Here is a 26,126-nt window from a genome sequence, read left to right on the forward strand (position 1 = left end):
TGCCTCAAAACCGGATCCCTCTACGACGAGGGCACCGCCTGGAGTCACATCATCGCCTCCACCACTTGACACAACCAGAACCTGGGATGTCTGCCGCGTTGAAGACGGGACGTCCGACCATGCCGGATTGAGTCCGGACGCCCTCCCATCGAAGGACGGCCGACCAGGCGTGAGTATGCGGCCTCGACGATCAGCAATCCGACGACGGTTCGACTGCTGTGACCGTTCCACGAGGGCCGGAAGTGGGCCGTCCGATGCGTGATACACAACAGTGACGCATTGGTTCAGCCGCAGCCCTTCAACGAACTGGGCTGTCGCCACGAAGCATTCGCCAGAGGCCAGTGGAGCACCGAGACAGAGCCGGGGCGCAGTCGTCGTCACCACCCCGTGAAGCGATCACCCGTGGTAGTGCACCCTCCGATGGCCACACTGACAACGTCGGCCACGATGGCGGAGAGCGGTCTGCGCACGCGGACAACATACGGTGCGGGTGTGCAGAGTTGGGACAAGCGACTCACAGAGATGCCACGTCGAGGACGGGACGTCCGACCATGCCCCGACGGGCGCGCGTTCCACTCGAGGCAGTCGCGCCGCCGTGTATCAGTACCTGAACTCGACGAGGCCCTCGAAGTCCTCTGCGCTCGTCCACCCGCAATGCTGTCGGCCAAGGCGAGACCTCAACCTGCCGGGTCCATGTCAGGTGAACGAGGAACGCGAGCTCGCCGGCCGCTACGAGCACCTCATCTTGAGGTGATGCCTCAGCCACGACTTCCCAGTGCTGTCCGTGCAGAACATGCCCTGGACCGACCTCACGCCGCAGCTCTGCACCCACCATGCGGGCACGCTCGGCGTCTGACCGCAGGTCCACCATCGGATCCACGAAGACGTACGCGTCTGTCCACGACATGACAGAACCGTAGTGACCGCGTGGTACCCGGCAGCGGCCAGCGACGTCAGGATCTGCCGCCGAGCGGACGCACTGACATGTACGCACCGAGTGGGCAGCACTGCGGCGTTTGGCGGTTCGAAGCTGAGCCTCGATCGACGCCGCTGTCGCCTGCGGGCGGGCGACTACTTCGACGTTGGCCGCCGCACGTGCGCGGAGTCGTGACGTCGGCGGTGACGGCAGCTGGCCCAGCGGGCGGCTTCACTCGCGGCTGCCGCGGTGGCGACCGCCAGCGTCAGAGCCGTAAGGGCCAGGTCTCCCTTGTTGTGGTCGCGTAGTCGCATAGCTTCCATGTGCCCGCTATCGGGTTCCCGTAAACGTGCTGGCGTGGGGCCGACCGCGCCACGCAATGCGGGAGTCCTCGTCCGCGCTGCTGAACGGAATGCTGGTGTCGGCAGGGGGCAAAGAGGATCTGTGCGATGTCGTTCGTGGGCGACGACTGGGCCGAAGACCATCACGATGTCGAGCTCGTCGACGAGCACGTCAAGGTCAGGGCGAAGCAGCGCAGCTCACGGGTTGTCTCACCCGGGTTGCCGGGCGGATGCAACCATCAGGCCGCTTGGGGGTTCGTCCGGAGTGGAGGCATGGTCAGGGCGAATCGGCAGGTGGTCAGCTCATGGACGACGAGGGCGACGCGGTCCGCGCGGTGTACGAGCTGTCCTACCGGCGGCCCTCCGAGGACCACCTCGCCCTCGTGTACGCGTTGAGCGAGCGCAGTCTGCCGCAGATGGCCGGTCACGTCGGCGACCACGTGGAGGCCGACCATGTCTGACTTGCGAAGCTTCGTCCGCGACACCGAGTGGTCGGTTGACCAGCCGCCCTTCGAGGTCATGATCGCGATCCAGCGCCGGGCCCGCCGGCGCCGATCGGCCCTCTCCCTCTCCGCCGCGGTGGCCACCGTCCTCGCCCTGGCGCTGGCGGGCGCCGGCCTGGGACAGCTCGGCCACAGACAGGTCCCGTCCGGGTCGGCACCGCAGCTGCTCGTGCCGGACTGGACCGCGGACCAGATCGTGGACCACCCCGACGCGTTCGTCGTCAAGCAGCTCGAGTCCCGCCCCAACCCGAGCACCACCCTGACGGTGTGGAAGCGCTGCACCCAACCCCGCGCGGACCATGACTGCTTCGGCCGCGAGGCCATCGGTGTCGTGGATGGCTCCGGCCACCGGCTCGTCACCCTCGGAGCGGTAACGGGGTCGAGTCAGCAGCCCTCGCTGGGTGATGACGGGCTGCTCCGCGAGGTCGACGACGGGCTCTGGTACTGGGCGCACGACAACCCCGGCCCGTACCTGCTGTCGGCGACGATGAGCCAGCCGGTGCAGCTGCCCGTCCTGGACCGGCCCGCCACCCACAGCTTCGGGGTCCCCAGTATCGAGTGCGCAGACCGGGTAGGCCTGTGCACCCTCGACCAGAACGCGAGGACCCTCGAGCGGCTCGCCATCCCGCAGGTCCCACATACGCGCTGGGCGACCCCGACGGCCACAGGCTGCGGGCTCTGGGGCCTCGCCGGGGTCGGCGGCAACCTCCGCCTGGTGATCCAGCAGCGCGACGGCTCCTTCGCCAGCGCCGACATCCCGGACGACAGCGCCGCGGCCGCCATGGCCGAGGGTGGCCCCGGCTGCGAGATCGCCTACTTCCAGACCAGCGTCGCGAACACACACCAGCTCGTCGTAAGCCTCGACCAAGGGAAGACATGGCAGATCCGGCAGACTGCGATGCCCCAGGGGACGGGCTACGCCGAGCGGCAGCCCCGGTTCAGGACTCTGATCCCGCCACGGTGGGCGGATTTGCCCCCGATGCCACAGCCGCTCGCGGCTCCTCGAGGTCTTCAGCCGCTCTGACGCTTCCGGACTCGCGTCCACCTCGCCCTCCGCGTCGAAATCTCCGCCCCTTCGAGGATCTGAACCCCCGACGAAGCACATGGACGCACGAGGTCACTCGAGCGTATGCAACCGAAACACCGTCCGGGGGTTCGTCTCAGTGGAAGCATCGTCAGGGAGATTCGGCAGGTGGTCAGCTCATGGACGACGAGGGTGACGCGGTCCGCGCGGTGTACGAGCTGTCCTACCGGCGCCTCGTGACCCAGATGGTGGCGCTGTGCGGCAACCGGTCCGAGGCGGAGGACCTCGTGCAAGAGTCGTTCCTGACCGCGCTCACGCATCGACAGGACTTCACACTGGCCGCCAACAAGGAGGCGTGGCTGCGGACGGTGGCCCTGAACGTGCTGCGCAACCGCTGGCGCCGCGCCCGGGTCGCCGGGCGCATCCTGCCGAAGTTCCGTGCAGAGCTCGAGATCGACCTCGGGCCGCAGGCCCCGGAGGACCACCTCGCTCTCGTGTACGCGTTGAGCCAGCTGAGCCTGCCCGTCCGGGTGACCGTCGTGCTCCACTACATCGGCGACCTCAGCGTCGCGCAGATCGCGCACGAGCTGTCCGTCCCGGAGGGGACGGTCAAGGCTCGTCTGGCCCGGGCCCGCGTCAAGATGGCTGCCCACCTCATCGACCACGAGGGGGCCGATCATGTCTGACCTGCGCAGCTTCGCGCGCGACACCGAGCGGTCCGTTGACCCGCCACCCTTCGAGGTCATGATCGCGGGCCGCCGCCGAGCGCGGCACCGCCGCGCGGCCTTCTCCGTCGCCGCCGCGGTCGCCGCCGTCCTTGCCCTGGCGCTGGCGCTCGCCGGGCTGGGCCAGCTGCACCACAAGCAGATCCCGGCCCTGCCGGCACCGCAGCTGCTCGTGCCGGACTGGACCGCGGACCAGATCGTGGACCACCCCGACGCGTTCGTCGTCAAGCAGCTCGAGTCCCACACCGACTCCCGGACCGTTCTGACGGTGTGGGAACGCTGCCCCCACCCCGACCCACACCATGACTGCCTCGGCCGCGAAGCCATCGCTGTCGTGGACGGCTCCGGACACCGGCTCGTCACCCTCGGGGCCGTCACCAACTCGAGCCAGCAGCCCTCCGTTGCTGGGGACGGACTGCTCCGCGAGGTCGCACCCGGCGTCTGGTACTGGGCGCACCAACACCCCGGCCCCTACCTGGTGTCGGCGACGATGCGCCAGCCGGTGCAGCTCACGGTCTCGGACCGCCCCGCCACCCACGGCTTCGGGGCCCCGAGCATCGAGTGCGCAGACCAGGTTGGCCTGTGCACCCTCGACCTGAACGCGAGGACCCTGGGGCGGCTCGCCATCCCGCAGGTCCCCGACACCCGCTGGGCGACCCCGACCGCCCTCGGCTGCGGGCTCTGGGGCCTGGCCGGGGTCGGCGCCAACCTCCGCCTGGTCATCCAGCAGCGCGACGGGTCGTTCGCGAGCGCCGACCTGCCGACCGCCCCCTACTCCACGACCATGGCCGAGGGCGGACCGAACTGCGAGGTCGCCTACTACCAGAACGTCACCGACAACAGGGACCAGCTTGTCGTCAGCCTCGACCACGGCAAGACCTGGCAGATCCGCCAAACCCCCTTACCGCAAGTGGCCGGATACTACGAGCATCAGCCCCGAGACCGGTTCCTCATCCCGCCCCACTGGGCCGACCTGCCCCCGATGACCCACCCGCTCAAGTCACCCGGAACCCTTCACCCGCTCTGACGGGCCAGGGCGCGCTCCACCCGCTGCGCCAGCAGTGGATGCGGATTCGGCTCGGCGGCCGGTTCTCCAAGGGCCTCGATCCGATCGGCAACCCAGAAGCGCCCTCTTCTGCCCGTTGAGGGCGGCCACGCTCGCCCGGTCATGTCGCGTTGAGGGCGGGACGCTCGCTCATGCCGTTGATGGGTCGTGCCGATGAGCAAGCGCGTTGCCCCGTCTCCGGGCCCCGGCCCCGGTAGGTGAGACCCAGGCGCGTACCTAGGAGACGGCCTCCAGGGCGAAGAAGATGAACCCGATGAAACGGGTGGGGTCGGGTTCGCTCGGAGGCAGCAGCTCTGGCGGCGTATCGGGCGACACCGGCGGCTCGCTGATCCCCGAGATCCTGAAGCCCGCGGCCGTGAACGACTCCGACATCGCGCTGAGCGAGCGGTACCAGATCGTGAGCGTCGCAGATACGCCGTCGAAGTCGTACTCCTCCGCGTTCGCCACGGTCGCGAAGTAGTTGACCTCGGGATACATCACCGGCGGGATGATCGGGTGGTTGACCACCACGACCAGCCGACCGCCGGGGCTCAGCACGCGGCGCAGCTCGGCCAGCGGCCGCGACCAATCCTCGAGGTAGTGCAGCACGAGCACGGCCACCGCGTCGTCGAACGCCTCGGCGTCGTACGGAAGGGGCTGGGTCAGGTCGGCCACCTTGAGGTCGGCCTCGTCTCCGAGCCGCTCGCGGGCGAGCCGGATCATCGCGGGGCTCGCGTCGAAACCAGCCACGTTCGCGCCCTGCTCCTTCAGGTCGGCGAGGAGCGGCCCGGAACCACAGCCAGCATCCAAGATCCGGCGCCCGGCGACGTCCCCGAGCAGGTCCAGCACCGCCGGTCGGGCGTACCACCGGTTGAACAGGCCGTTCTCGTTCGCCCGCGTGTACGCATCAGCGAAGGCGTCATAGTGGTCCGGTTGCTGCTCGGCGGCCTGCGTCTCGGAGGTCATGCCACGGCAGTGTGTCAGGTCGTTGGGCACGTGGACGTGGACGACGCCGCTGCTGCACACAGAAGAGTCTGGCGCCGCGACACGCGCACCAGTCGCGGGCGGTCATCGGCCGTACGCTGCGAGCGTGACCTACCGATTCGACCTAGTCGCCGAGGGGGGACACCTCGAGTTCTCAGAGAACGGTTGGGACCAAGCCCGGTTCCACCTGAGCGAGTTCCAGCCGGCCTCGAGCGTGCGTCTTGTCGGTGACCCGCCCCCACGCATCCGAGTCGTTGCGCGGGGATCTTGCTGCGGGTCAAGTCCGGGTCCGTGGTGTACGACGGGGATCCTTGAGGTTGTTCGGTTAGGCGGTGACTGCACTGGTGATCAGGCCGGAGTTCACCTCCTCGTGTCGGTCCTCGGTGGTGCGTGCGGTTAGGACGGCGCGGGCGTTCTTGAGGGCCTCGAGCCCGAGGTAGCGGCGCTGTTCGGCCCACTCGTCGTGCTGCTCGGCCAGGACCGCCCCGACGAGCCGGATCACAGCGTCGCGGTTGGGAAAGATCCCGACGACGTCGGTGCGCCGGCGGATCTCACGGTTGAGCCGCTCGTTCGGGTTGTTCGACCAGATCTGACGCCAGATCTCCTTCGGGAACACGGTGAACGCGAGGATGTCGGCGCGGGCCAGCTCCAGGTGCTCCGCGACCTGCGGGAGCTTCTCGTACAAGCCCTCCAAGACCCGGTCGAACTGCGCGTTCACGGAGTCGGCGTCCGGCTGGTCGTACACGCTGTGCAGCAGCGCCCGCACCCAGCCCCACTGCGACTTCGGCGTCACGGCATGAGGTTCGCGGCGTAGTGGGTCCGGCAGCGCTGCCACGACGCGGTCGGCAGGGTCGCGCCGATCGCCTCGACCAGGCCGGCGTGCGCATCGGAGGTGACGAGCGCGACACCGGACAGGCCGCGGGCGGCCAGGTCCCGGAAGAAGCTGAGCCAGCCGGCGCTCGATTCGGTTGTCGCGGTGTGGATCCCGAGGACCTCACGGTATCCCTCGGCGTTGACGCCGGTCGCGACCATCACCGCCACCTTCACGACCCGCCCGGCTTCGCGGACCTTCATCGTCAACGCGTCGGCCGCGACGAACGTGTACGGGCCCTCGTGCAGGGGTCGGGTGCGGAACGCGGCGACCTGCTCGTCGAGGTCCTTGGCCATCACCGACACCTGCGACTTGGACAGGCCGGTGATCCCGAGCGTCCGTACGAGCTTGTCCATCCGCCGGGTGCTGACGCCCAGCAGGTAGCAGGTCGCGACGACCGTCGTCAGCGCCGCCTCCGCACGGCGGTGCCGCTCAAGCAGCCAGTCCGGGAAGAAGGTCCCCTCACGCAGCTTCGGCACTGCTACGTCCAAGGTGCCGGCGCGGGTGTCGAGGTCACGGTGACGGTAGCCGTTGCGTCGGTTGGTGCGCTCATCGCTGCGGGCGCCGTACCTGGCGCCGCACACGCTGTCGGCCTGCGCGGACAGCAGCGCGTTGATGAACGTGCCGAGCAGCTCGCGCATCAGATCGGGACTGGCCTGGGCCAGCTGCTCGTGCAGGAAGGCGGCAGGGTCGATACTGGTGTTCGCGGTCATCGCGATGCTCCATTCGAGGGTGCTGTGAGAGGTTCACTCGAAGGATCACGCGGTGACCGCACCTGCATCCGGCAGGGACACGCCACCGGTGTCGTCGTACACCAACGCTATGGACTCAACTCTTGCTGCGAGGTAGCGCCCGCACTTGTCTCGCGTGTGGAGGAGCTTGCGGGCACCCCACTCCGGGTGGAGATGGTCGACTGACTTTTGCGCTCATGCCGCTGATGATGCGTGTCATGGTGCTGGCGGCAGCCCCGCGCGGGACCACCCCACGGGTCCAGTAGCCTGTCCCCGTTGGCCGGCCCGACAGGGCCTCGTTACAGCGAGGGTCACAGCGACCCTTGCAGCGAGGTTTCTAGCAAGGGTTTCAGCCATGCCCCGCCCTCGTAGCTCAGGGGATAGAGCACCGCTCTCCTAAAGCGGGTGTCGCAGGTTCGAATCCTGCCGGGGGCACCACACGTTTCCGCAGTTCAGGGGTTGTTTTCAGCGCCGAACTCTGCGATCCGCGGCAACACCGAACCCTGCCGGGTGCCCGTGGGGTGCCTAAGAGCCGTGTTCACGCGATCGAGCGCCGCCCTGCCGGCGTCCGTCCCCATGAGGTGGCCGTACGTGTCGAGAGTCAGTTTCGCGGTCGAGTGACCGAGCCACGAGGACACGGTCTTGATGTCCACGCCAGCTGAAATCCAGAGACTGGCCGCGGTGTGCCGGAGGTCGTGGGGACGACGCCCGAGTCCCGTGGTCGTCCAGTGAACCGCTCTACGCCAGTTCTGCGCAGATAGGTAGCCGCCCTCCGGTGCCGGGAAGAGCAGATCGTCCGGTCGGTCATCGCCTCGCCGGCGGCGTACCGGGTGGCCCAGCGTTTGACGGTCGGCCACGAGCACTGGAACCGGGCCGCGACCTCCGTGATCGCCACCCCGTTGTCCACGACGAGTTGGGCCACCCGGAGCCGGGCGCGTGGGGTCAGGGCAGCGTTAGCGTGGGACACGAGGGCCTCCTGTTTGGCGAAGTGAACCTTGAGCAGTTCCACTCCACCGTGGGAGGCCCTCCCACGTCAGCAGCTCACAACGCGGAGTCGCATTCCCTCAACCAACGTGCCCGGTCAGTACAACTAGACGCGGCCTGCTTGACCTCGCCCGCTCCCCTGGTGTCGGGCACGCCCGCGGCACATTCACCACGCATTGGCGATGGTCGAAGTCGTCCTGTCATACCGAGTTGGGACGTTGTCGAGGCCGCCTTGCTACAGCCGTGGCGGGAGGAGGTTCAGACCACGTTAGAGGGGATCTCGTCCACGGCCATTCGAGGCCATCGGGCGGGAAGCACGGTGAATGTCCAGGGCAGGGCTAGGTGCTGATGCCTCTGAGGAGCAGGTCGGCGACCCCGTCAGCCCAGCCGGGTCGAACCCTGCCGTGCCGCAGCGCCTCCCCGAGGTAGGCCCCGAAGGCCACGCCGGCGAGCGACTCCACGTCGATCCCATCCCTCAGTCGACCGCTGGCGACGTCGGCGTCGATCTGCACCTGTAGGGCCTCGAGCCGGCGCCTCAGGCGGGCACGCAGGGCCGTGCTGAACGCGGGGTCGGAGTCCGCGAGCACCGCAGCAATCGCACCTCGCCCCAGCTGCTCCTCGACGAGCTCTCGGACCTGGTCGAGCACCCACCGCAGCTTGTCCTCGACCGGCAGGTCCGCGGCGGGGAAGGGTGCATCGACGAAGAGTTCGAGGGTCGCGGTGAGCAGAGCGGCTCGATCCCGAAAGCGGCGATAGATCGTCGTACGAGCCACTCCGGAGCGGGCCGCCACCGCGTCGATATGGACGGCTTGGGGCCCGTTCTCACGCAGCAGGAGCAGCGCCGCACGAGAGATGCGCTCGTCGACGGACGGGTCGCGCGGTCGGCCGGCCGCAGTTGGCATACACGGTCCTCTCGGGAACAAAAGCCTGGGCAATATCGCTACAGAGAGTGTATCGATATTTTGAGCCTGCAACCAGAGATGGAGATCCTCATGACACCCAGCGACGTCCTCGTCCCCGGCGCCCTCGCGATCCTCTTCGTGGTCGCGTGGTTCGTCTTCGGCTTGATCGACGCGACCCGGCCTGACCGACACAAAGGTCGTACCGGCACCCGCACCGGGACACCCGGGACTGCCCGGTCGGAGACCTCGCGCTGACTGCAACCGGGTGCCGCTGCTGCACCCGGCCGGAACACCACGGAACTGAACGAACGAGCGGCGGAGCCAACAGCTCCGCCGATGAAAGGAAGGTGGACGACGTGGTCGTCTACAACGAGCTGGTTGCGGTCTCGGCGGGAGCGGGACTTCTGGGATTTGCCTGGTTCCTCGCCCGACTCATCCGAGGCAAGCGCATCGACAGCGAAGGCTGGGCCGCCTTCTTCGGCGTCACCGGGCTGCTGCTGCTCGCGCTGGGTCTGCACACCACGGTGACGTGGCCCTTCGGCGGCGACGGGTTCGAGTACGCGAACGTCGCGTTCGGCCAGCCGGCCGCGGGTTTCGGCGCATTGCTCCTGTTCGCCGCCGTGTACCTGTGGCGTCACCGAGCCCTGTTCGCCGGCGAGCCGGACGAGGCCAACGCGACCGCACTTGCGGCCCTGAAGCCGATCTCGGTCTTCGTGGGCGCACTCGGGCTGGCCATGGGCGTCCTGGCCATCACGTTCGTTCGGTTCCAGCTCGGGGCGGCACCAGCGGAGGAACCCATCAGCGGCCGCTTCGGCCACCTGCCCATCCTGGAGGCGCTGTTCCTCGGCGGCCTGTGGGGCGTGGTCGCGGTCGGCGCCCTGCTCTTCGCGATCGCGCAGCTGCTGAACCGGCCGTCGTTGCTGCCGTGGGCCGTCCGGGCCTGGGTCGTCGGCGGCGCCGTCTTCCTGCTCTTCGGGGCGATGAACTACTACACGCACATCGGGATGTACTTCAACATCGCGCACGGCACCATGCACCTGTGGTGACCTGCCGACCTGGGGCGTCCGGGCCCTGCCCCGCGCGTTCGCGGGGCAGGGCCACTCGGACGAGCTGAGGGCCTGAGGACCTGGCGCCGCGCCGCGCGCCGGGATGCGCCATGCCGTCTCATTCGTCGGGTGACCCCGGGGGGACCGGCACGTTGAGGTCGAAGCGGATCCCGATCAGGCGGACGGCGAAGCACGCCAGGCCGGCAGCCAACGCCGGGATCCAGCCGTGCAGGCCGATCTCGAGGCTCACCACGGTGGTCACGGCGCCGATCAGGGCCGGGACGGCACAGAGGCCGCTCTCCGCAGGCCCGTCGGGACCCGGCCGATGAGCACATCGCGGATCGTGCCACCCCCGACCGCGGTGACCGCGCCCAGGATGACGGCCGGAAGGGGCCCGAGCCCGGCATCCATGGCCTTGGTGGCTCCCGTGATGGCAAACAGGCTGGGGCCCTCGGCGTCGAGTACCTCGATCGGGAAGCTCAGCCGGTCGAGCTTCGGCCCCACCCGAAGGCGATGAGGGCACCGGCACCGGCGACCGCCGGATACCGCCAGTCACGGAACGTCGCTGGGGGCAGAGACGCGATGATGACGTCGCGGATGATGCCGCCGCCCAGGGCCGTGATCATGCCGAGCGTCAGCACCCCGACCAGGTCCAGCCGCGCCGCGCGAAGGGCAGTGAGCGCTCCGTTGAGGGCGAAGACGGCGGTACCTGCGAGGTCGAGAAGGAGCAGGCCGGTCGTCGCGCTCACACTCACGCGGGCTGCTCCTGGGGATCCGGGCTCGCCGTGCCGACACGGTACGCCCGGACGGGCGGGTGAGCCGTCGGACGGAGGTGTCAGGCTGCCCTGCCCGTCGTGCCTGCCAACGCAGTGGTCCTCGGAGTGCGGGACTGCTTACCGTGTTGCAGGTCCCGGCGCGCCCTTGCTCATCGCCCGCATGGCCTGGGCCAGCCCCCCACCCAGCTGGCCGCGTTGTCAGGCGACGGAGTCGGACGGTGCACCGTCCCTTAGCCTGATCGCGACGTCGATGATCATGTCCTCCTGCCCGCCGACGTAACCGGCTTCTCCGACAGCGCGGAGGATCGCATGCGCAGGCACCCCGTAACGTTTCGCAGCACGCTCGGCGTGCAGCAGGAAGCTCGAGTAGACACCCGCAGTGCCCTGGACGATGGCTGCCCGGTCCATCCACGGCAGTCTGAGGAGCATGGGGCGCACGACCTCGTCGGCCGCGCGGAGGATCCCCTGGACGTCGACACCGGTCTCGACACCGAGACGCTCAAAGGCCGCGGCCAGCACCTCAGTTGGCGCGTTGCCGGCGCCCGCGCCGACGGCGCACAGCGTGCCGTCGATCTGGCTCGCGCCGTTTCGTTGCGCGAGGACTGAGTTCGCGACACCGAACGAGAGGTTCTGATGGCCGTGGAAGCCGACCTCGGCATCCGTGCCGAGCTCTGCTACGAGCGCAGACACTCGGTCGCCGGCGGCCTCGAGGATGAGCGCGCCGGCCGAGTCGACCACGTAGACGCACTGGCAGCCGGCGTCGGCCATGATCCGCGCCTGGGCGGCAAGCGCGTCGGGCCCGATGCGGTGCGACAACATGAGGAAGCCGACCGTCTCCATGCCGAGCCGGCGGGCGCGCCCGAAGTGCTGGGCGGACACGTCGGCCTCGGTGCAGTGGGTCGCGATGCGCGCCACGGAGGCGCCGAGGTCGTGCGCCCGGTCCAGGTCCTCGACGGTCCCCACTCCGGGCAGGAGCAGGACTGCGACACGAGCCCGTCGTGTCTCTTCGACCGCGGCCCGGATGAGCTCGAGCTCGTCGGTGCCGGAGAAGCCGTAGTTGAACGAGGAGCCACCGAGGCCGTCACCGTGCGACACCTCGATGACCTCGACGCCGGAGTCATCGAGGGCCCGCACGACGGCGCGGGCCTGCTCGACGGTCCACTGGTGACGCATCGCGTGGCTGCCGTCGCGCAACGTCGTGTCGGTCAGGCGCACGGCCCCTGGGTGCCTGGGTCGGGGAGCGGTCGTCACGGGGTCACCTTCTCCAGCTGGTGGGCGAGCACGTCGCCGACGCGGGCAGCGGCAGCGGTCATGATGTCGAGGTTGCCCGCCCAGGGCGGGAGGTAGTCGCCGTTCCCCGTCACCTCGAGGAGCACGGTGACGCGCAGGCGCTGACCGTCCGGGGTCTGCACGGGGTCGAACTGGGGTTCCGCCTTGAGGGCGTAGCCGGGGACGTAGCCCTGCACCCGTTCGAGCATCGCGACGACGGACGCGGTGACGGCGTCGGTGTCCGTGTCCACGGGGACGGCACAGAAGACGGTGTCGCGCATGACCATGGGCGGGTCGACGGGGTTGAGGATGATGATCGCCTTCCCGCGGGCGGCCCCTCCGACGCTCTCGATGGCGCGTGAGGTCGTCCGCGTGAACTCGTCGATGTTGGCCCGGGTACCGGGACCCGCCGAGCGCGACGCGATCGAGGCGACGATCTCCGCATAGTCGACGGGCGCGACCTGCGAGACCGCCGCGACGATGGGGATCGTCGCCTGGCCGCCGCACGTGATGAGGTTGAGGTTCGGCTCGTCGTGCACGGCGTCGAGGTTGACGGGTGGGCAGACGAACGGACCGACCGCCGCCGGGGTCAGGTCGACCGCCCTGATCCCGGCCTGCGCGTAGAGGGGCGCGTGGGCGGCGTGGGCGGCCGCCGACGTGGCCTCGAACACGATGTCGGGCAGCTCCGGCCGGGCGACGAGCCACCCGACGCCCTCCGCGGACGTCTCGAGCCCCGCCGACCGCGCTCGGGCCAGCCCGTCGGACCGGGCGTCGACGCCGACCATCCAGCGCAGGTCCAGGTGCTGAGAGCGGAGCAGCTTGGCCATCAGGTCGGTTCCGATGTTGCCGGGACCGACGATGGCAGCGGTCACGCGGGGCATGCTTCCTCCGAAGGGTCGTGCGAGATGGTCGACGTCGAGGGGGTCGAGCGCTGCGGGGTGCGGACCCCGCCCACCGGCAGGGCGACGAGCAGCGCCATCACCGCGTCACGCATGGCGGCGCGCGCCACCGCGAGGTAGTGCCGCGGGTCTTGCAGATCCGGGTCCGCCGCCAGAATGGCGCGCACCGCCGCGGTGTTGGCGACGCCGACAGCGGTCCCGACGTTGACCTTCGTGATGCCGTGGCGGACGGCGGACCGCAGCTCGTCGTCGGCGACGCCCGACGAGCCGTGCAGCACGAGTGGCACGGGGCTCGCGTTCCTGAGCCGGGCGATGAGGTCGTGGTCGAGCTGCGCCGAGCGGGTGCGCATGGCGTGGCGGCTGCCCACCGCGACGGCCAGCGCGTCCACGCGGGTGGCCTCGACGTAGGTCCGCGCCTCGACCGGGTCGGTGCGCACGCCCTCGGCGTGTGCGCTGCCGACCGGCGCGTCCTTGCCCCCGACATGGCCCAGCTCGGCCTCGATCCACAGGCCGGCGCCGTGGGCCCAGTCCGCAGCGGCGCCGGTGTCCCGGACGTTGTCGCGGTAGGGCCGGGCGCCCGCGTCGAACATGACCGACGAGAAGCCGCAGTCGGCAGCCTGGCGCAGGAGGGCCCAGTCCGTCACGTGGTCGAGGTGCAGGGCGATCCGCGCGCTGCTCGTCTCGGCCACGAGTCGGCACGCGGCAGCGAGCGGGGCGAGCGCGCCACCGTGGAAGGCCGCGGCGTTCTCGCTCACCTGCAGGATCACCGGGCGCCCCGCCTCCTCGGCCGCCGCCACCACCGCCTCCGCGTGCTCGAGGGTCACGACGTTGACCGCGAGGACGGCCTCACCCGCGGCTCGGGCGCCGCGGACGAGGACGTCGGTGCGCACGACGCTCATCCGGGCTCCCCGTTCTCGCCGAGCACGACCGAGCGCGAGAGCAGGTGCGGCCGGTCCGCGTCCCGCCCGGCCTCGGCCGCCAGCTCAACGGCGTAGCGGTGGAGTCGGACGAGCTCGACGAGCGGTTCACCGCAGCCGTGCTCGACTGTGCCACCTGCTGTCTCGACGGTGGCGACGATGTCGTCGGGCAGCCGGTCGAGGCCCCACACAAGGGTCCCGGGCCCAAGGGTGGCCACGGGCCCGTGACGGTACTCCCCCACCGCGTACGACTCGGTCCACGCGCCGGCAGACTCCCGGACCTTGAGAGCTGCCTCCTCCGCGACGAACTGGCCCCACGACCGGCCGAGGATGACGAGCTGGCTGATGCCGGTGGCGGGCAGGGCACTCTCCAGCGCCGCCTGGGCACGTTCGGGCAGCGAGTCGAGCCCAGCCAGCGGCACCCGGTCGTAGGTGGCGGCGTCCACGCTCGTGGTCTGGGCAGCGAGAGCTGCCCGCAGCAGGACCAGCTGGACGGTCGGGAAGCGGGTCTGCACGACACTCTGCTCGTCGGCGAACGACAGGTCGACGATGTCGCTCGCGAGGTCGGCGAGCGGAGTCCCCTGCTCTCCGAGCAGGGCCGTGACCGGCACACCGGGCTGCTGCTCGCGCAGCGTGCGCACGGCGTCGAGCAGCTCGGACGACGTGCCCGATCGACTGATGGCGATGACCCGGTCGTACGCCCGTAGCACGGGCGGGATCTCGCTCGCGATGAGTGCATCGGTGGGACCGAGGCCGGCGGCCTCGCGCATCGAGCCGTAGGCGAGACCCACGTAGTACGAGGTGCCGCAGCCCAGGACGAGCACGCGCTCTCCTGCGGTCGGCAGCCCGGGTATGCCGTCGTGCGCCATCTCGATGGCGCGGCGCCAGAGCGCAGGCTGGCTCGCGATCTCGGCTCGCGTCGCAGGACTCAGGGCGCCGGCGGGGTCCTGAGCAGAGGTGGGCTCGGTCGTCGTGGTCACGGTGTGCCCTCCCAGGCTTTGTACGGTTCGAATGCAGGTTCGTGTGGTGGGCGCTCGTCCGCGCTCCGCGTGGTGGCCACGCTCGAGGAGGCGGATGCGCTGAGCGTGGCGGCGAGGTCGCCGACGTCCTTGCGTCCGGCCTGCGCGGCGACGCCTCCTGCCCCCTGCGTGGACAGGCTCGCCGCCGCGACACCGAGGGAGAGCGCGACTGGCCAGTCGGCACCGCTCACGAGGGCGGCGAGCACCGTGCCCGCGAGGGTGTCCCCGGCGCCCACGGTGTCGACCACTGCGACCTCCGGAGCATGGATGTGCACGGCTCCACCCCCGAAACGGACCGCCGCCCCCTCGGCGCCGCGCTTGTGCACGACGGCGGGCAGTCGCGGGTCTGTCCCGGTCGGCATCGATGCGAGCAGGATTTCGACTGCCGCATCGGGAGAGCCGCCCGGCCCGAGGCCGGCCAGGCCCACGGCTTCGGCGTCGTTGACGAACAGCACGTCCGACTGCGCGACGGCCTCCCGAGCACCGCTCGCCCACACACGGTCAGGGTCGTCGTTCGTGTCCAGGCTCGTCGACAGGCCCAGCTGGCGAGCACGGGCGAGCCTCTCGTGCAAGGACTCTCTCGCAGACACATGCAGGAAGAAGGAGCTGACGTGCACATGGCGCACGGCGGCGAGGACGGCGTCGGTGACCTCATCCGACCGGAGCGACTCCATCGCACCGAGGTGAGTGAGGATCTGGCGGTCCGTGTTGTCGTCGGCCCTGACGAGGACGATCGACGAGCCGGTCGGCCGGGCCTCGTCGACGCGGACGAGCTCGGTGCGCACGCCCCGCCGGCTGAGCCAGCCGCGGCAGGTCTGTCCGAGCTCGTCGTCGCCGACGACCGCCAGGAGGGCGACGTCGGCACCGCTGGCCGCGGCAGCGCAGGCCGTGATGCCGGCCGAGCTGCCGAGCGTCATCGTCGTCGCGCCGACCAGGTCCTCCGCCTGCCCGAAGCGCAGGCTCGTCCCGGACGTGGGCACCCCGGTGACGACGATGTCGGGGCACAGCTCTCCCACGACGAGGATCGTGCCGGCCGTCGGTCCGCCGGCTCCCTGGTCCATGGCACCGTGGATGGACATCAGCGCCCTCCCGACACGTCGATGGTCACACCGGTGACGTAGCCGGCGGCGTCCGAGGCGAGCCAGCAGATGGCCTCGGCGACTTCGTCCGGGGTGCCGATGCGACCGAGCGGCACCGTCGGAGCCAGGCGTTCGAGGCGCCCGGGCTGGTCTGCGTTCATGTCGGTGTCGATGAGCCCGGGGCGCACCCCGACGACGCGGATGCCTTCGCCGGCGACCTCCTGGGCGAGGCCGGTCGTGAGGACGTCGAGAGCCGCCTTGCTCATCGCGTAGTCGACGAACTCGCCTGCGGCGCCGCGCTCGGCCGCTCGCGACGACACGTTGACGACGACGCCCCCGTGGCCCCCGCGTGCCGTGCTCATCCTCTCGACGGCTCGGGCGGCGCAGAGCGCGGCCCCCGCTGCGTTGACGGTGAGCGTGCGCACGAGGCGCTCCGCCGTGAGGTCGACGACCCGGGCGGCCGGGGGGAGGATGCCGGCGTTGTTGACCAGCACGTCGAGGCGGCCGAATCGATCGTCCAGCTCGGAGAAGAGCCGGTCGACCCCACCGAGGACGCCCTGGTCGAACGGCAGTGCGACGGCCCGGACGCCCTCGGCGGCGCAGACGTCGACGACCTCCGCAGCGGCGTCGCGCCGGACGGCATACGTCACGACGACGTCGTGGCCGCGGCGAGCGAGGCCACGTGCCGCAGCTGCACCGATGCCGCGGCTGCTGCCGGTCACGAGGGCGACCCGACGCTCGGGGGCGGGAGGCGTGGCCATCTCAGTCCTTGATCCTCAGGTAGGCCGTGTTCGTCGTCGCGTAGCGGATGCCGCTGTCCAGGACGGCTCGCCCGGCCGGCGTCGCCGGGTCTGGAGGCGTGCCGTAGAGGAACGCGAAGGCGGCCGGCGCGACGCCGGTCAGCTCGGTCAGGGCCCGGATGGGTGCGGTGATCTCGCGCTCGACGTCGTCCGGGGTGACGATGTCCTTGGCCGCGGCGTGGTTGGCGGTGTGCGCCGCGATGACGTGGCGCTTCGCGATGACGGCGAGGTCGTCCCACGTCATGGCGTAGGCCGCCTGGTCGCGCTCCTCGTCGAGGATCGTGAAGTCGTGCTTCTCGGCGTAGGCCGACTGTTCCTCCGGCGGCACGTCGAGGATCGCCGTGGTCGGGAAGAACCAGGCCGTCAGCCCCAGCTCGTCACACACGGGTGCCGCGACGGTCGCGTTGTTGAGGTAGCTGTCGTAGAAGACGGGGATGAAGCCGGGCTTGGGCAGGTGCCACTCGCCCGTGTCGGTGAACCGGTCGAGGTCCTCGGGCAGCAGCGGCACGTAGTGGTCGAGATACCACGACAGCTCGGCCTTGAGCACTCCGCGCTGCGACTCGGGAGTGTTGTGCCAGTTGACGATTCGTAGCAGCTTGCCGTCGGCGAAGGCCTGGCGCTGGTAGTCCTTGGTCAGGATGCTCATGACGTCACCTCGCCGTCGACGTGCGCGCGGAGGTGTTGGTCGCTGAGGACGACGAGCGCGTCGATGAGCTCGCGCGCACCCGTCTCGTCGGGCTCGTCCGGGTACTGCGCGGGGAAGCCGACGGCTTCCAGCCCCGCGTAGTAGCCGTCGAGCAGCTCGGCAGCCCGTGCACCGTCGCTGAGTGCGGTCACGTCGCCCACCCGTAGGTCGCCCCCGGGCCGTGCATCGTCCAGGGCGACGAACATGGCGATGCCCTCGCGCTCGAGCAGTCGGCCGTGGCAGGCGGCGAGCACGGCCGGCACGTCGACGGCTGCCGGGGCCGCGAGCGTGCCCGCGTCACTGAGGTGGTCGATCATTGCGATCTCCTGGGGATGATGGCGGTCTCGGCGCCGACGAGGAAGTCGAAGTCGGCGCCCTCGTCGGCCTGGAGCACGTGGTCGACGTAGAGGCGCTGGTAGCCGCGCCTGGCCTGCCATGGCCGCGGCGGTTCGGTGACGAGGCGACGCTCAATTTCCTCGTCGGACACGTCGAGGTGCAGGCGGCGGCCGGGCACGTCGAGCTCGATGAGGTCGCCGGTCCGCACCGCGGCGAGCGGACCGCCGACCGCCGACTCCGGGCAGACGTGGAGCACCACGGTGCCGTAGGAGGTACCGGACATCCGGGCGTCGCTGATGCGGACCATGTCGGTCACGCCCGCGGCGAGCATCTTGGCAGGAAGCGGGAGGTTCGCGATCTCGGGCATGCCGGGGTAGCCCTTCGGACCAGCACCACGTAGGACGAGGATGTCGTCGCGTTCCACATCGAGGTCGGGGTCGTCCGCGTCACGGAGGTAGGCCTCGTAGTCGTCCCAGACGACCGCCCGCCCGCGATGGACCATGAGGTCGGGACTCGCAGCCGACTGCTTGACGACACAGCCGCGCGGCGCGAGGTTGCCGCGCAGCACAGCGGTGCCGCTCCCCGCTGGTTGGAACGGCGCGTCGAAGTCGCGGATGACCTCGGCGTCCCAACGCTGCGCGCCCGCGTACGCCTCCGCCAGCGATCTGCCGCTGACGCCGATCGTCTGCCGGTGCAGCAGGTCGTGGAGCTGGGCGACGACGGCACCGAGCCCGCCGGCATACGCGAAGTCCTCCATGAGGAACCGACCGGACGGCATGACGTCGACGAGCGTCGGAACCTCACGCGCGAGGCGGTCGAAGTCGTCGAGGTCGAGGGGCACCCCGACCCGCCGGGAGAGGGCGAGCAGGTGGACGACGGCGTTGGTCGAGCCGCCGATCGCGGCGTTGACCCGGATGGCGTTCTCGAATGCCTCGCGCGTCAGGATGGCGCTCGGCCGCAGGTCCTCCGCGACCATGTCGACGATGCGCCGGCCGGCCAGGTGCGAGGCCGTGCGACGCCGGGCGTCGTCGGCCGGCAGCTCCGCGGTGCCCGGCATCTGCATGCCGAGCGTCTCGGTGAGCAAGGCCATGGTCGACGCCGTGCCCATGGTCATGCAGTGGCCGCGGCTGCGGCTCATGCACGACTCGGCCTCGGCGAGATCGGCATCGGTCATCCGGCCGGCCCGGTGCTCCTCGGTCATCCTCCAGACCGACGTGCCGGAGCCCACCGTCTGGCCACGCCACCGGCCGTTGAGCATCGGTCCACCAGTGATGAGCAGCGACGGGAGGTCGGTGCTCGCCGCACCCATGAGGTAGGCGGGCGTCGTCTTGTCACAGCCGGCGAGGAGCACGACGCCGTCGATCGGATTGCCGCGCAAGGTCTCCTCGAGGTCCATGGCGACGAGGTTGCGCAGCAACATGGCCGAGGGGCGCACCATGGTCTCGCCGATCGAGGCGGTCGGAAACTCGAACGGGACCCCACCGGCCTGCCACACGCCGCGCTTGACGTGCTCGGCCACCTCGCGCAGGTGCGCGTTGCACGGCGTCAGCTCGGACCAGCTCGTCGCGACACCGATGACGGGGCGACCGTCGAAGGAGTCGTCGGGGAGTCCCTCGCTGCGCAACCAGGACCGGTGCAGGATGCCGTTCTTGCTTGGCGCCTGGAACCAGCCGGCGCTGCGCAGGCCGGACGTTGCGACGGGGCCCTCGTGCGCGCTCATGCGAATGCCGGGAGGTGCTCGGCCTGGGCCGTGATGAGTGCGTCCGTCAGCGCACGCGCGTGTTCCGGGTCGGCGACGGCGCCATCGGCGATCATCGCCTCGACGACGAGGCCCCGGTCGCCGGTCATGGCCGCCTCCACGGCGAGCGAGACCGACACGAGCCGCTGGGCCAGGATCGCGGTGAGCGGTGAGCCCAGGTCGGGCACCTGGATCGCGCGCAGGCCTCGGGCCGTCGCGACGCCCGGCACCTCGAGGGCGACGTCATCGGGCAGGCCGGGCACGGCACCGTTGTTGAGCACGTTGACCGAGAACATCTCACGGCGGTCCTCGATGACCGACCGGATGATGGCGATGAGCTGCTCCTGCTCACCCGTGGAGCGTCCGAAGATGCTCTCGTCCAACGGTGCTCGACCCTCCGCCTGGGCCTTCATCGACTGGTAGCGGTTCTCGCCCCACTCGAGGATCTCGGGCACGGAGAAGGCGTCCACGCCGAGCGTCTTGCCGTAGTAGGCCCCTGACGGCCAGCGCTGCGGGAAGAACTCCGTGACGTGCCGGTCGTTGGCGGCCGGGTAGGCACCGTAGGTATCGAACAGCTCCCACGAGAACGGGTTCTGTGCCGCCTTGATGCGGTCGACGAAGATGTTGCCGATGTCGCCGGGGTCGGCCGGCTCGGAGCGCTCCTGCTCGCGGACCTTCGCGACGAGCGGCCAGGCGTCCTGGCCGTCGAGGCGGAAGTCGTAGATGAAGGTCAGGTGGTTGATGCCGGCATACAAGGTCGACGTGCGCTCGAAGGGCTCGTCGATGAGCTGGGCTAGCTCGCGCTGGACGTGGTGCATGCCGTGGCAGAGACCGACCACGGTGGCACCGGCGTGCCGGGTCATGGCCATGACGTTGGCCGTCATCGGGTTGCTGTAGTTGAAGAAGAGGGCGTCCGGCGCCAGGCGCACGACGTCGCGCGCGACCTCCACCATGACCGGGACCGTGCGCAGCAGCCTGCTGATGCCACCCGGCATGACGGAGTCGCCGACCGGCTGGAAGACGCCGTGGGCCTGACACGTCTCGTGGTCGCGGAGCCACGCGTCGCGTCCGCCGACGCCGACGCACGTGACGACGAAGTCAGCGCCGGGCAGCGCCTGGGTGCGATCTGCAGTGCCCCGGACACTGATGCGGTCCCCCGCTCGGCGCGCCTGCACCATGAGCTCGGCGAGTCCGACCGCGACACCGAGCGCGACCTCGTCGACGTCGACGAGCGAGATCTCCCAGGCACCGAGGTCGTCGGCGGAGATCAGGTCGGCCAGCAGGCCACGCGTGAAGACGGCGCTGCCCGCCCCGATGAGGACGATCTTGCGGGTGGTCATGACATGGTTCCTTCGGTGGCTCGAGGGACGGGACGTGCTGGCGGGTGGTGGAGCTGGCGGATCACGGTTGCTGGGGCGGATGTCGTCGCCTCAGGCGACGTGGACCACGAGTCCCTGGTCGCGGAGGACGGAGACGTCGGTCTCGTCAGCGGCAGCCGAGGTGACGAGCTCCGTGACCGCGTCGAGCGGGCAGATGCGGTGGGGACTACGGCGCGAGAACTTGCTCGAGTCGGCGAGCACGGTGAGGCGGTCGGCGCTTCCCGCCAGTCGGCGGTCCGTCTCGCACTCGAGCGCGCTGGCCCCCAGCAGGCCGCTGCGGTGGTCGACGCCGTAGACGCCCATGATCGCGTGGTCGACGTGCAGCTCGCCCAGGGTCAGGCCGACCAGCGAACCGAGCAGACTGAGCTCGGGGCGCCGCAGCGCCCCGCCGAGCACGACGAGGTCGACGTCCACGTCGGCCAGGCGGATCGCGACGTCGAGAGAGTTCGTCACCACGGTGACGTCGGGCACCGCGGCGAGCAGGGGCGCCAGGGCCGCCGTCGTCGTGCCACCGGTGAGGAGCAGCGCCGACCCGGGCTCGATGAGACGGATGGCCCGACGGGCGATGGCCTGCTTCTCCTCCTGGCGCTCGACCTCACGCATCGCCGGGGGCAGCTCGGGTGCGTCTGGCACCTGCGGACCGTCCACGACGGCCCCGCCGTGGACTCGCCTGACGCGTCCCTGGCGTTCGAGCTCGTCCAGATCACGGCGTACCGTTGACAGGCTCACCTCGAGATGCGCGGCGAGGTCCTCGACGCTGACCACACCCTGCCGGGTGATCAGGCCGAGCGTCTCCGCGTGGCGCTGGACGGGGAGCATCAGTAGCCCCTTTCGCGATCGGCGACGTTGAGCAACGGGCTGTCCGCAAGATAGCGGCGGAGGTTGTCGGTGAAGAGGGTGCCGACGACGTCGAGGTAGTCGGGCGCGAAGCCCGCCACGTGGGGCGTCACGACGGATCGCTCGTGCGACCAGAACGGGTGGTCGACCGGCAGCGGCTCGGCGTCGAAGACATCGCTCGCGACGAGGTCGAGGTGTCCCTGGTCGAGGGCCGCCAGAAGGGCGGCCTCGTCGACGACGCCGCCTCGACTGCCGTTCACGAGAACGGCCGTCGGCTTCATGGCGGCGATCTCGCTCGCCCCGATCATGCCTTCGGTCTGCGGTGTGAGAGGCACGGTGAGGGCGACGTAGTCGCTGCGCGCGAGCAGATCGTGCAGCTGCGAGGCCGGCAGCTCGGTGACGCCCTCGACGTCACCCGAGTCGCCGAACCGCTCCTCGGTGCGGACGGGCGAGCCTGCCTCGACGGGTGCGGATCCTCCTCGACGGAGCGCGACCACGTCCATGCCGAGGGCTCGGGAGATCCGCGCGACCTCCTTGCCGATGCGCCCGTAACCGACGATGCCGATGGTGCTCGCCCGCAGGTTGCGGGGCATCAGGCTGTTCCACCGGTACTCCCGCGACGGCCAGGTGTGCGTGGCAGCGAGGCGTTCGGTGGTGCGCAGGTGGTGGGCGTGCGCGAGGACCATCATGATGATCCACTCGGCGAGAGGTGCAGGGCTGACACCCCCGAGGGTCGTGATGACGCAGTCGCTGTGCCACAAGGAAGTTCCCCGGACGTGGTCGATTCCCGACGTGTCGAGCTGAACCCACCGCAGGGACGGTGCCGTGTCGGGCCCGGGCAGGACGGCACTGGTGTACATGACCTCGGCGCGCGCGAGCACGTGAGCGGGCACGACGCCCGCCGGGTCCTCGTGCTCGGCTACCGGGTGGTGGTCCAGGACGACGCGTGGGTCGACGGCTCGCACCCGGTCGAGAAACGACTCCGGGAAGTCCAGCGTGACCAGCACGTGCAGGGGCGCGAGGGCCGACCTCGCGGGCGTCGTCACTTGAGCCCCGTCCGGGCGACACCCTCGACGAAGTACTTCTGGAAGAAGGCGAACACGAGAAGCATGGGCAGGATCGACAGGAACGACATCGCGAGCAGCGGCCCGAAGTTCGAGCTGAACTGTTGGATGAGGAACTGGAGGCCGACCGGCAGCGTGTAGGCGTCGGGGTCGTTGAGCACGATGAGCGGCCAGACGAACTCGTTCCATCGCCACATGAAGGTGAAGATGACGAGGGACGCGATGAGCGGCTTGGACAGGGGCAGCACGACGCTCCAGAAGGTCCGGAAGTGACCGGCTCCGTCGATGCGCGCGGCCTCGATGAGCTCGTCCGGCACGCTGAGGAAGAACTGGCGCGCCATGAAGAGCCCGAACGCCTCGGCGAGGCGCGGCAACACTACGCCCCAGTTGCTGTTGAGCAGGTGGAGGTCGATGACCATCTGGAACTGCGGGACCATGATGACCTGAACCGGCACCATGAGCGTGCTGATGATGAGCAGGAAGAGCAGGTTGCGCATCGGGAAGCGCAGCTTCGCGAAGGCGTAACCGGCCATGAGGTTGATGGCGAGCGTGAAGACGACCGAGAGCACGGCGATGACGACGGAGTTCGCGAGCCACCGCGCGAAGGGGTACTGGCTCCACGGCTGGGTGTAGTTCTCCCAGTGCCAGTCCTGAGGCCACAGCGGCACGGGCAACGTGGACAGCTCGTCGCTTGTGGCGACAGAGGTGCGCAGCATCCAGTACATCGGGAACATCAGGATGATCGCGGCGACGACCGCGATCGCGACGCGGGTCAGCACGACGCGTCGTGGCTGGTGCCGCTCCTCGTCCTTCGGAAGGGTGGCGTTCGCCTCCTCGATCGCGGTGACCTCGGTCGTGGCGACACTCGTCAGTGCGGTGCTCATGCGTCGTCCCTGCTCTTGGAGAAGCGCCACTGGAGCACGGTGAAGACGAGGACGACCAGGTAGATGATCACGCCGATGGCCGCGGCGTATCCCTGGCGTCGCTGGTTGAAGCCCTGGTCGTACGCGTACTGCACGAGGAAGGTCGTGGACGTTCCGGGACCCCCGCGGGTGAGGACGTAGACCACGTCGAAGACCTGGAAGCTGCCGATGATCGAGTAGACGACGAGGAAGAAGGTCGTCGGGCGCAGGAGCGGCCACGTGATGTGGATGAACCGCTTCCAACCGACCGCACCGTCGACCGTTCCAGCCTCGTAGACCTCCCGCGGAATGCCTTGCAGGGCAGCGAGATACACGACCATGCCAAAGCCGATGCCCTGCCAGGTGCTCACCAGGATGATGGAGACGAGCGCCCAGGTGCCGTTGCCCTGCCAGTCGATGGCCGGGAGCCCGATGGTCGTGAGCATCTGGTTCAGGATGCCGACAATGGGGTCGAAGAGACGCAGGAAGATGATGCCGGACGCGACGCCGGAGATGACGACCGGCACGTAGAAGAGGGCCCGGAAGAGCCCGCGCGCAGGCATCCACCGGTTGAGCAGGAGGGCCGCCGAGAGGCCGCACACGATGCCGATCGGGACGGTCAGCGCCGTGTAGAGCAGCGTGTTGAGCGACGCGGTCCAGAACGTCGCGTCGTTGATGATGGCCGCGTAGTTGTCGAGCCCGATGAAGCGCATCCGGCCGAAGCCCGAGTATCGCTGCAGGCTGTACCAGAAGGTCAGCGCGAGCGGGATGAACATGAACAGGGTGAAGACGAGCAGCGCGGGGCTCGCCATGAGCAGGCCTGCCCTGCGCTCGGCTTTCAGGGCTGCGGAGGCGACGCGCCGCCTCCCGCCGGCGCGCACCGGGGGCTCCGGCGCACGCCGTCTCGTTACTACCGTGGTCATGGTCCTCCGCTCGGTCGGGAACTGGTCAGGGCAACGATTCGCTGCTCAGACCTGCAGGGCCTTCTGGATGGCCGTGGTGAGGCCGCCGACGACCGAGTCGACCGTGGCCGACGGGTTCGACAGGAACTGGTCCATGTTGTCGACTAGGGCCTGGTTGATGCCCGGGAAGGACGGCAGCGTCGACGTCTTGACGAGCGCCTCGGGCATCGTCGTCGCCTGCTTCTGGAAGACCGGCATGAGGTCGGGCTTCACATCGAACGCGAGCTTGGCGTCGGCGAGGTCGTTGCGGACTGGAAGGACCGTCGTCTTCTCGCAGAAGTACTGCATGTTCTCCTTGGTCACGAGGAACTTGGCGAACTCGATCGCCGCGTCCTTGTTCGGCGAGCCCTCGGTCACGACCACCGCGTTGCCGCCGAGGTCCGTGGCTGCCGCCTTGTCGTGCGGCAGGTAGGTGACGCCCCACTCGAACTTCTTCGCGATGGCGCCGTCGAGCGAGGGCACGAGGAAGTCGCCGGCCTGGATCATCGAGATCTTCTGTGTGGGGAAGATCTCGTCCGGGTAGGTCGGTCGCTTGACGAGCACACTCGGGGCGTGAAGGCCCTGGGTGTACAGGCTCTGCGTCCACGTGAGCGCCTTCTTCGCCTGCTCGGTGTCGAGCGTGACGTTCTTCATGGACGCGTCGAGCACCGTACCGCCGGCTTGGAAGAGGGTGTTGAACCAGCGGTAGGCACCGTACAGCTGGTAGTTGAAGGCGAAGGGGGAGACACCGGGATTGGCGGTCTTGAGCTTGCCGAGGACGCCGACCAGCTCCTCCCACGTCCAGGCGGACTCGAGCGAGTCCGGCACGGAGGTGATGCCGGCCTTGGCGAAGTGTGCCTTGTTGTAGACGAGCGCCGACGTGTCGGTGTGGTGCGGCACCCCGATCGGGGCGCCGTCGTACTGCATCGCCGCCCAGAGCCCGGGGAAGAACTGCTGACCGAACGAGCTGTCGATGTGGTCGCTGAGATCGGCGAGGACACCGTTCGCGGCGTAGCCGGTGACGTCGGTGTACGAGACCCGGAAGAGGTCGGGCGCCTGGTTCGCCTGGAGCCTGCGGTCGACGACGGTGCGGATCTGGTCGTAGGGAAGGACCTCGATCTTGACCTGGGCGCCGCGGGCCGCGGTGAAGTCAGCGGCGATCTTCTTGAAGGCCGCGACCTCCTGGTCGCTGCCCCATGTGGTCAGGGTGACGGTGCCGCTGAGCTTGCCGGTGGACACGGCAGGTGCGCCGCCGGTCGACGTGGGCGTCTCCGAACCGCCCGAGCAGGCGGCCAGAGCGGCGGTGGCGCCGATCAGGCCGGTGGAGAGAAGGAAGGTGCGGCGGTCGAGCTGTGACATGGGGGGTCCCTTCTGGAGAGGCCGCAAGGCGGATCGATGACCCACTGTAGGTAC

Annotated in this window: 27 protein-coding genes, 1 tRNA gene and 2 pseudogenes; 7 read left to right on the forward strand and 23 right to left on the reverse strand. The window is 69.7% G+C overall.

Going from position 1 to position 26,126, the window contains the following annotated elements; genetic code table 11:
• Window positions 1–1,562 precede the first annotated feature (1,562 nt).
• The 4 genes from ASD90_RS23640 (at window position 1,563) to ASD90_RS18220 (ending at window position 4,536) form a co-directional block, all read left to right on the forward strand.
• Window positions 1,563–1,718, forward strand: a complete 156-nt coding sequence (locus tag ASD90_RS23640) for a hypothetical protein (protein WP_157623229.1) — start codon at window positions 1,563–1,565, stop codon at window positions 1,716–1,718.
• Window positions 1,711–2,784, forward strand: coding sequence for a hypothetical protein (locus tag ASD90_RS18210; RefSeq protein WP_056759668.1), 1,074 nt, complete (start codon window positions 1,711–1,713; stop codon window positions 2,782–2,784). The genes ASD90_RS23640 and ASD90_RS18210 overlap by 8 nt, the downstream gene beginning before the upstream one ends.
• Window positions 2,785–2,963: 179 nt before the next feature.
• The gene (locus ASD90_RS18215) at window positions 2,964–3,470 is read left to right on the forward strand and encodes an RNA polymerase sigma factor (protein ID WP_056759670.1); all 507 of its coding nucleotides are present in this window, start codon (window positions 2,964–2,966) and stop codon (window positions 3,468–3,470) included.
• Window positions 3,463–4,536: a hypothetical protein gene (locus tag ASD90_RS18220; protein ID WP_056759672.1), complete on the forward strand. Its 1,074-nt coding sequence runs from the start codon at window positions 3,463–3,465 to the stop codon at window positions 4,534–4,536. Before ASD90_RS18215 ends, ASD90_RS18220 begins: the two co-directional genes overlap by 8 nt.
• A 255-nt stretch (window positions 4,537–4,791) precedes the next feature.
• Here the strand turns inward: ASD90_RS18220 and ASD90_RS18225 are convergent, their stop codons facing one another.
• Window positions 4,792–5,520, reverse strand: a complete 729-nt coding sequence (locus tag ASD90_RS18225) for a class I SAM-dependent methyltransferase (protein ID WP_056760256.1) — start codon at window positions 5,518–5,520, stop codon at window positions 4,792–4,794.
• Between the two features lie 343 nt (window positions 5,521–5,863).
• A pseudogene (locus ASD90_RS18230) lies at window positions 5,864–7,122 on the reverse strand (IS256 family transposase).
• Window positions 7,123–7,502: 380 nt separating this feature from the next.
• Between ASD90_RS18230 and ASD90_RS18235 the strand changes: the two are divergent.
• A tRNA-Arg gene (locus ASD90_RS18235) sits at window positions 7,503–7,578 on the forward strand.
• A 14-nt stretch (window positions 7,579–7,592) separates the two neighbouring features.
• Here ASD90_RS18235 and ASD90_RS23105 read toward each other — a convergent pair.
• From ASD90_RS23105 to ASD90_RS18245, 3 genes and pseudogenes are all read right to left on the reverse strand, one after another.
• Window positions 7,593–8,003, reverse strand: coding sequence for a tyrosine-type recombinase/integrase (locus tag ASD90_RS23105; RefSeq protein ID WP_082588852.1), 411 nt, complete (start codon window positions 8,001–8,003; stop codon window positions 7,593–7,595).
• Window positions 7,934–8,107, reverse strand: a pseudogene (locus ASD90_RS23110) (helix-turn-helix domain-containing protein); the annotation flags it as partial. The pseudogene ASD90_RS23110 and the gene ASD90_RS23105, both read right to left, overlap by 70 nt.
• 355 nt (window positions 8,108–8,462) lie before the next feature.
• Window positions 8,463–9,026, reverse strand: coding sequence for a TetR/AcrR family transcriptional regulator (locus tag ASD90_RS18245; RefSeq protein ID WP_056759675.1), 564 nt, complete (start codon window positions 9,024–9,026; stop codon window positions 8,463–8,465).
• A gap of 90 nt (window positions 9,027–9,116) precedes the next feature.
• On the opposite strand from ASD90_RS18245, the gene ASD90_RS23645 reads away from it, so the two are divergent.
• Complete coding sequence (locus tag ASD90_RS23645; protein WP_157610611.1) at window positions 9,117–9,281, forward strand: hypothetical protein; 165 nt, start codon at window positions 9,117–9,119, stop codon at window positions 9,279–9,281.
• Window positions 9,282–9,382: 101 nt separating this feature from the next.
• Entirely contained in the window at window positions 9,383–10,072 is a 690-nt protein-coding gene (locus tag ASD90_RS18250; RefSeq protein ID WP_056760258.1) for a DUF981 family protein, read from the forward strand.
• A gap of 118 nt (window positions 10,073–10,190) precedes the next feature.
• Here the strand turns inward: ASD90_RS18250 and ASD90_RS24425 are convergent, their stop codons facing one another.
• From ASD90_RS24425 to ASD90_RS18330, 18 genes are all read right to left on the reverse strand, one after another.
• Window positions 10,191–10,334: a hypothetical protein gene (locus ASD90_RS24425; protein WP_235506779.1), complete on the reverse strand. Its 144-nt coding sequence runs from the start codon at window positions 10,332–10,334 to the stop codon at window positions 10,191–10,193.
• 8 nt (window positions 10,335–10,342) lie between these two features.
• Complete coding sequence (locus ASD90_RS24430) at window positions 10,343–10,576, reverse strand: trimeric intracellular cation channel family protein (protein ID WP_235506782.1); 234 nt, start codon at window positions 10,574–10,576, stop codon at window positions 10,343–10,345.
• Window positions 10,552–10,827 (reverse strand): trimeric intracellular cation channel family protein, encoded by a 276-nt coding sequence (locus ASD90_RS24435; RefSeq protein ID WP_235506784.1) that lies wholly within the window; start codon window positions 10,825–10,827, stop codon window positions 10,552–10,554. Before ASD90_RS24435 ends, ASD90_RS24430 begins: the two co-directional genes overlap by 25 nt.
• A gap of 219 nt (window positions 10,828–11,046) precedes the next feature.
• A complete protein-coding gene (gene dmpG / locus ASD90_RS18260) occupies window positions 11,047–12,099 on the reverse strand; it encodes a 4-hydroxy-2-oxovalerate aldolase (protein ID WP_056759676.1) in 1,053 nt (350 codons plus the stop codon).
• Window positions 12,096–12,998 carry an acetaldehyde dehydrogenase (acetylating) gene (locus ASD90_RS18265; RefSeq protein ID WP_056759677.1) on the reverse strand — a complete coding sequence of 301 codons (903 nt, stop codon included), beginning with the start codon at window positions 12,996–12,998 and terminating at the stop codon, window positions 12,096–12,098. Before ASD90_RS18265 ends, dmpG begins: the two co-directional genes overlap by 4 nt.
• Entirely contained in the window at window positions 12,986–13,915 is a 930-nt protein-coding gene (locus ASD90_RS18270; RefSeq protein WP_056759678.1) for a ketose-bisphosphate aldolase, read from the reverse strand. The genes ASD90_RS18265 and ASD90_RS18270 overlap by 13 nt, the downstream gene beginning before the upstream one ends.
• Window positions 13,912–14,913 carry an SIS domain-containing protein gene (locus ASD90_RS18275; RefSeq protein WP_200958656.1) on the reverse strand — a complete coding sequence of 334 codons (1,002 nt, stop codon included), beginning with the start codon at window positions 14,911–14,913 and terminating at the stop codon, window positions 13,912–13,914. Before ASD90_RS18275 ends, ASD90_RS18270 begins: the two co-directional genes overlap by 4 nt.
• Window positions 14,910–16,031, reverse strand: a complete 1,122-nt coding sequence (locus ASD90_RS18280) for a carbohydrate kinase family protein (protein ID WP_056759680.1) — start codon at window positions 16,029–16,031, stop codon at window positions 14,910–14,912. Before ASD90_RS18280 ends, ASD90_RS18275 begins: the two co-directional genes overlap by 4 nt.
• Entirely contained in the window at window positions 16,031–16,792 is a 762-nt protein-coding gene (locus ASD90_RS18285) for an SDR family oxidoreductase (protein ID WP_056759682.1), read from the reverse strand. Before ASD90_RS18285 ends, ASD90_RS18280 begins: the two co-directional genes overlap by 1 nt.
• A 1-nt stretch (window position 16,793) precedes the next feature.
• Window positions 16,794–17,477 (reverse strand): polysaccharide deacetylase family protein, encoded by a 684-nt coding sequence (locus tag ASD90_RS18290; protein WP_056759684.1) that lies wholly within the window; start codon window positions 17,475–17,477, stop codon window positions 16,794–16,796.
• Window positions 17,474–17,833 (reverse strand): hypothetical protein, encoded by a 360-nt coding sequence (locus ASD90_RS18295; protein ID WP_056759686.1) that lies wholly within the window; start codon window positions 17,831–17,833, stop codon window positions 17,474–17,476. The genes ASD90_RS18290 and ASD90_RS18295 overlap by 4 nt, the downstream gene beginning before the upstream one ends.
• Window positions 17,830–19,572, reverse strand: coding sequence for an IlvD/Edd family dehydratase (locus tag ASD90_RS18300; RefSeq protein ID WP_056759687.1), 1,743 nt, complete (start codon window positions 19,570–19,572; stop codon window positions 17,830–17,832). The genes ASD90_RS18295 and ASD90_RS18300 overlap by 4 nt, the downstream gene beginning before the upstream one ends.
• Entirely contained in the window at window positions 19,569–20,930 is a 1,362-nt protein-coding gene (locus ASD90_RS18305) for a hypothetical protein (protein ID WP_056759688.1), read from the reverse strand. Before ASD90_RS18305 ends, ASD90_RS18300 begins: the two co-directional genes overlap by 4 nt.
• A 90-nt stretch (window positions 20,931–21,020) precedes the next feature.
• On the reverse strand, window positions 21,021–21,788 hold the full coding sequence (locus tag ASD90_RS18310) for a DeoR/GlpR family DNA-binding transcription regulator (protein WP_056759689.1): 768 nt from the start codon (window positions 21,786–21,788) through the stop codon (window positions 21,021–21,023).
• Complete coding sequence (locus ASD90_RS18315) at window positions 21,788–22,852, reverse strand: D-2-hydroxyacid dehydrogenase (RefSeq protein WP_056759690.1); 1,065 nt, start codon at window positions 22,850–22,852, stop codon at window positions 21,788–21,790. The genes ASD90_RS18310 and ASD90_RS18315 overlap by 1 nt, the downstream gene beginning before the upstream one ends.
• A complete protein-coding gene (locus tag ASD90_RS18320; RefSeq protein ID WP_082588853.1) occupies window positions 22,849–23,754 on the reverse strand; it encodes a carbohydrate ABC transporter permease in 906 nt (301 codons plus the stop codon). Before ASD90_RS18320 ends, ASD90_RS18315 begins: the two co-directional genes overlap by 4 nt.
• Entirely contained in the window at window positions 23,751–24,584 is an 834-nt protein-coding gene (locus ASD90_RS18325; RefSeq protein ID WP_056759692.1) for a carbohydrate ABC transporter permease, read from the reverse strand. The genes ASD90_RS18320 and ASD90_RS18325 overlap by 4 nt, the downstream gene beginning before the upstream one ends.
• A 156-nt stretch (window positions 24,585–24,740) precedes the next feature.
• Window positions 24,741–26,072, reverse strand: coding sequence for a sugar ABC transporter substrate-binding protein (locus tag ASD90_RS18330; protein WP_056759694.1), 1,332 nt, complete (start codon window positions 26,070–26,072; stop codon window positions 24,741–24,743).
• Window positions 26,073–26,126: the final 54 nt, after the last annotated feature.

This window comes from Terrabacter sp. Root181, assembly GCF_001428505.1.
Taxonomy (GTDB): Bacteria; Actinomycetota; Actinomycetes; order Actinomycetales; family Dermatophilaceae; genus Terrabacter.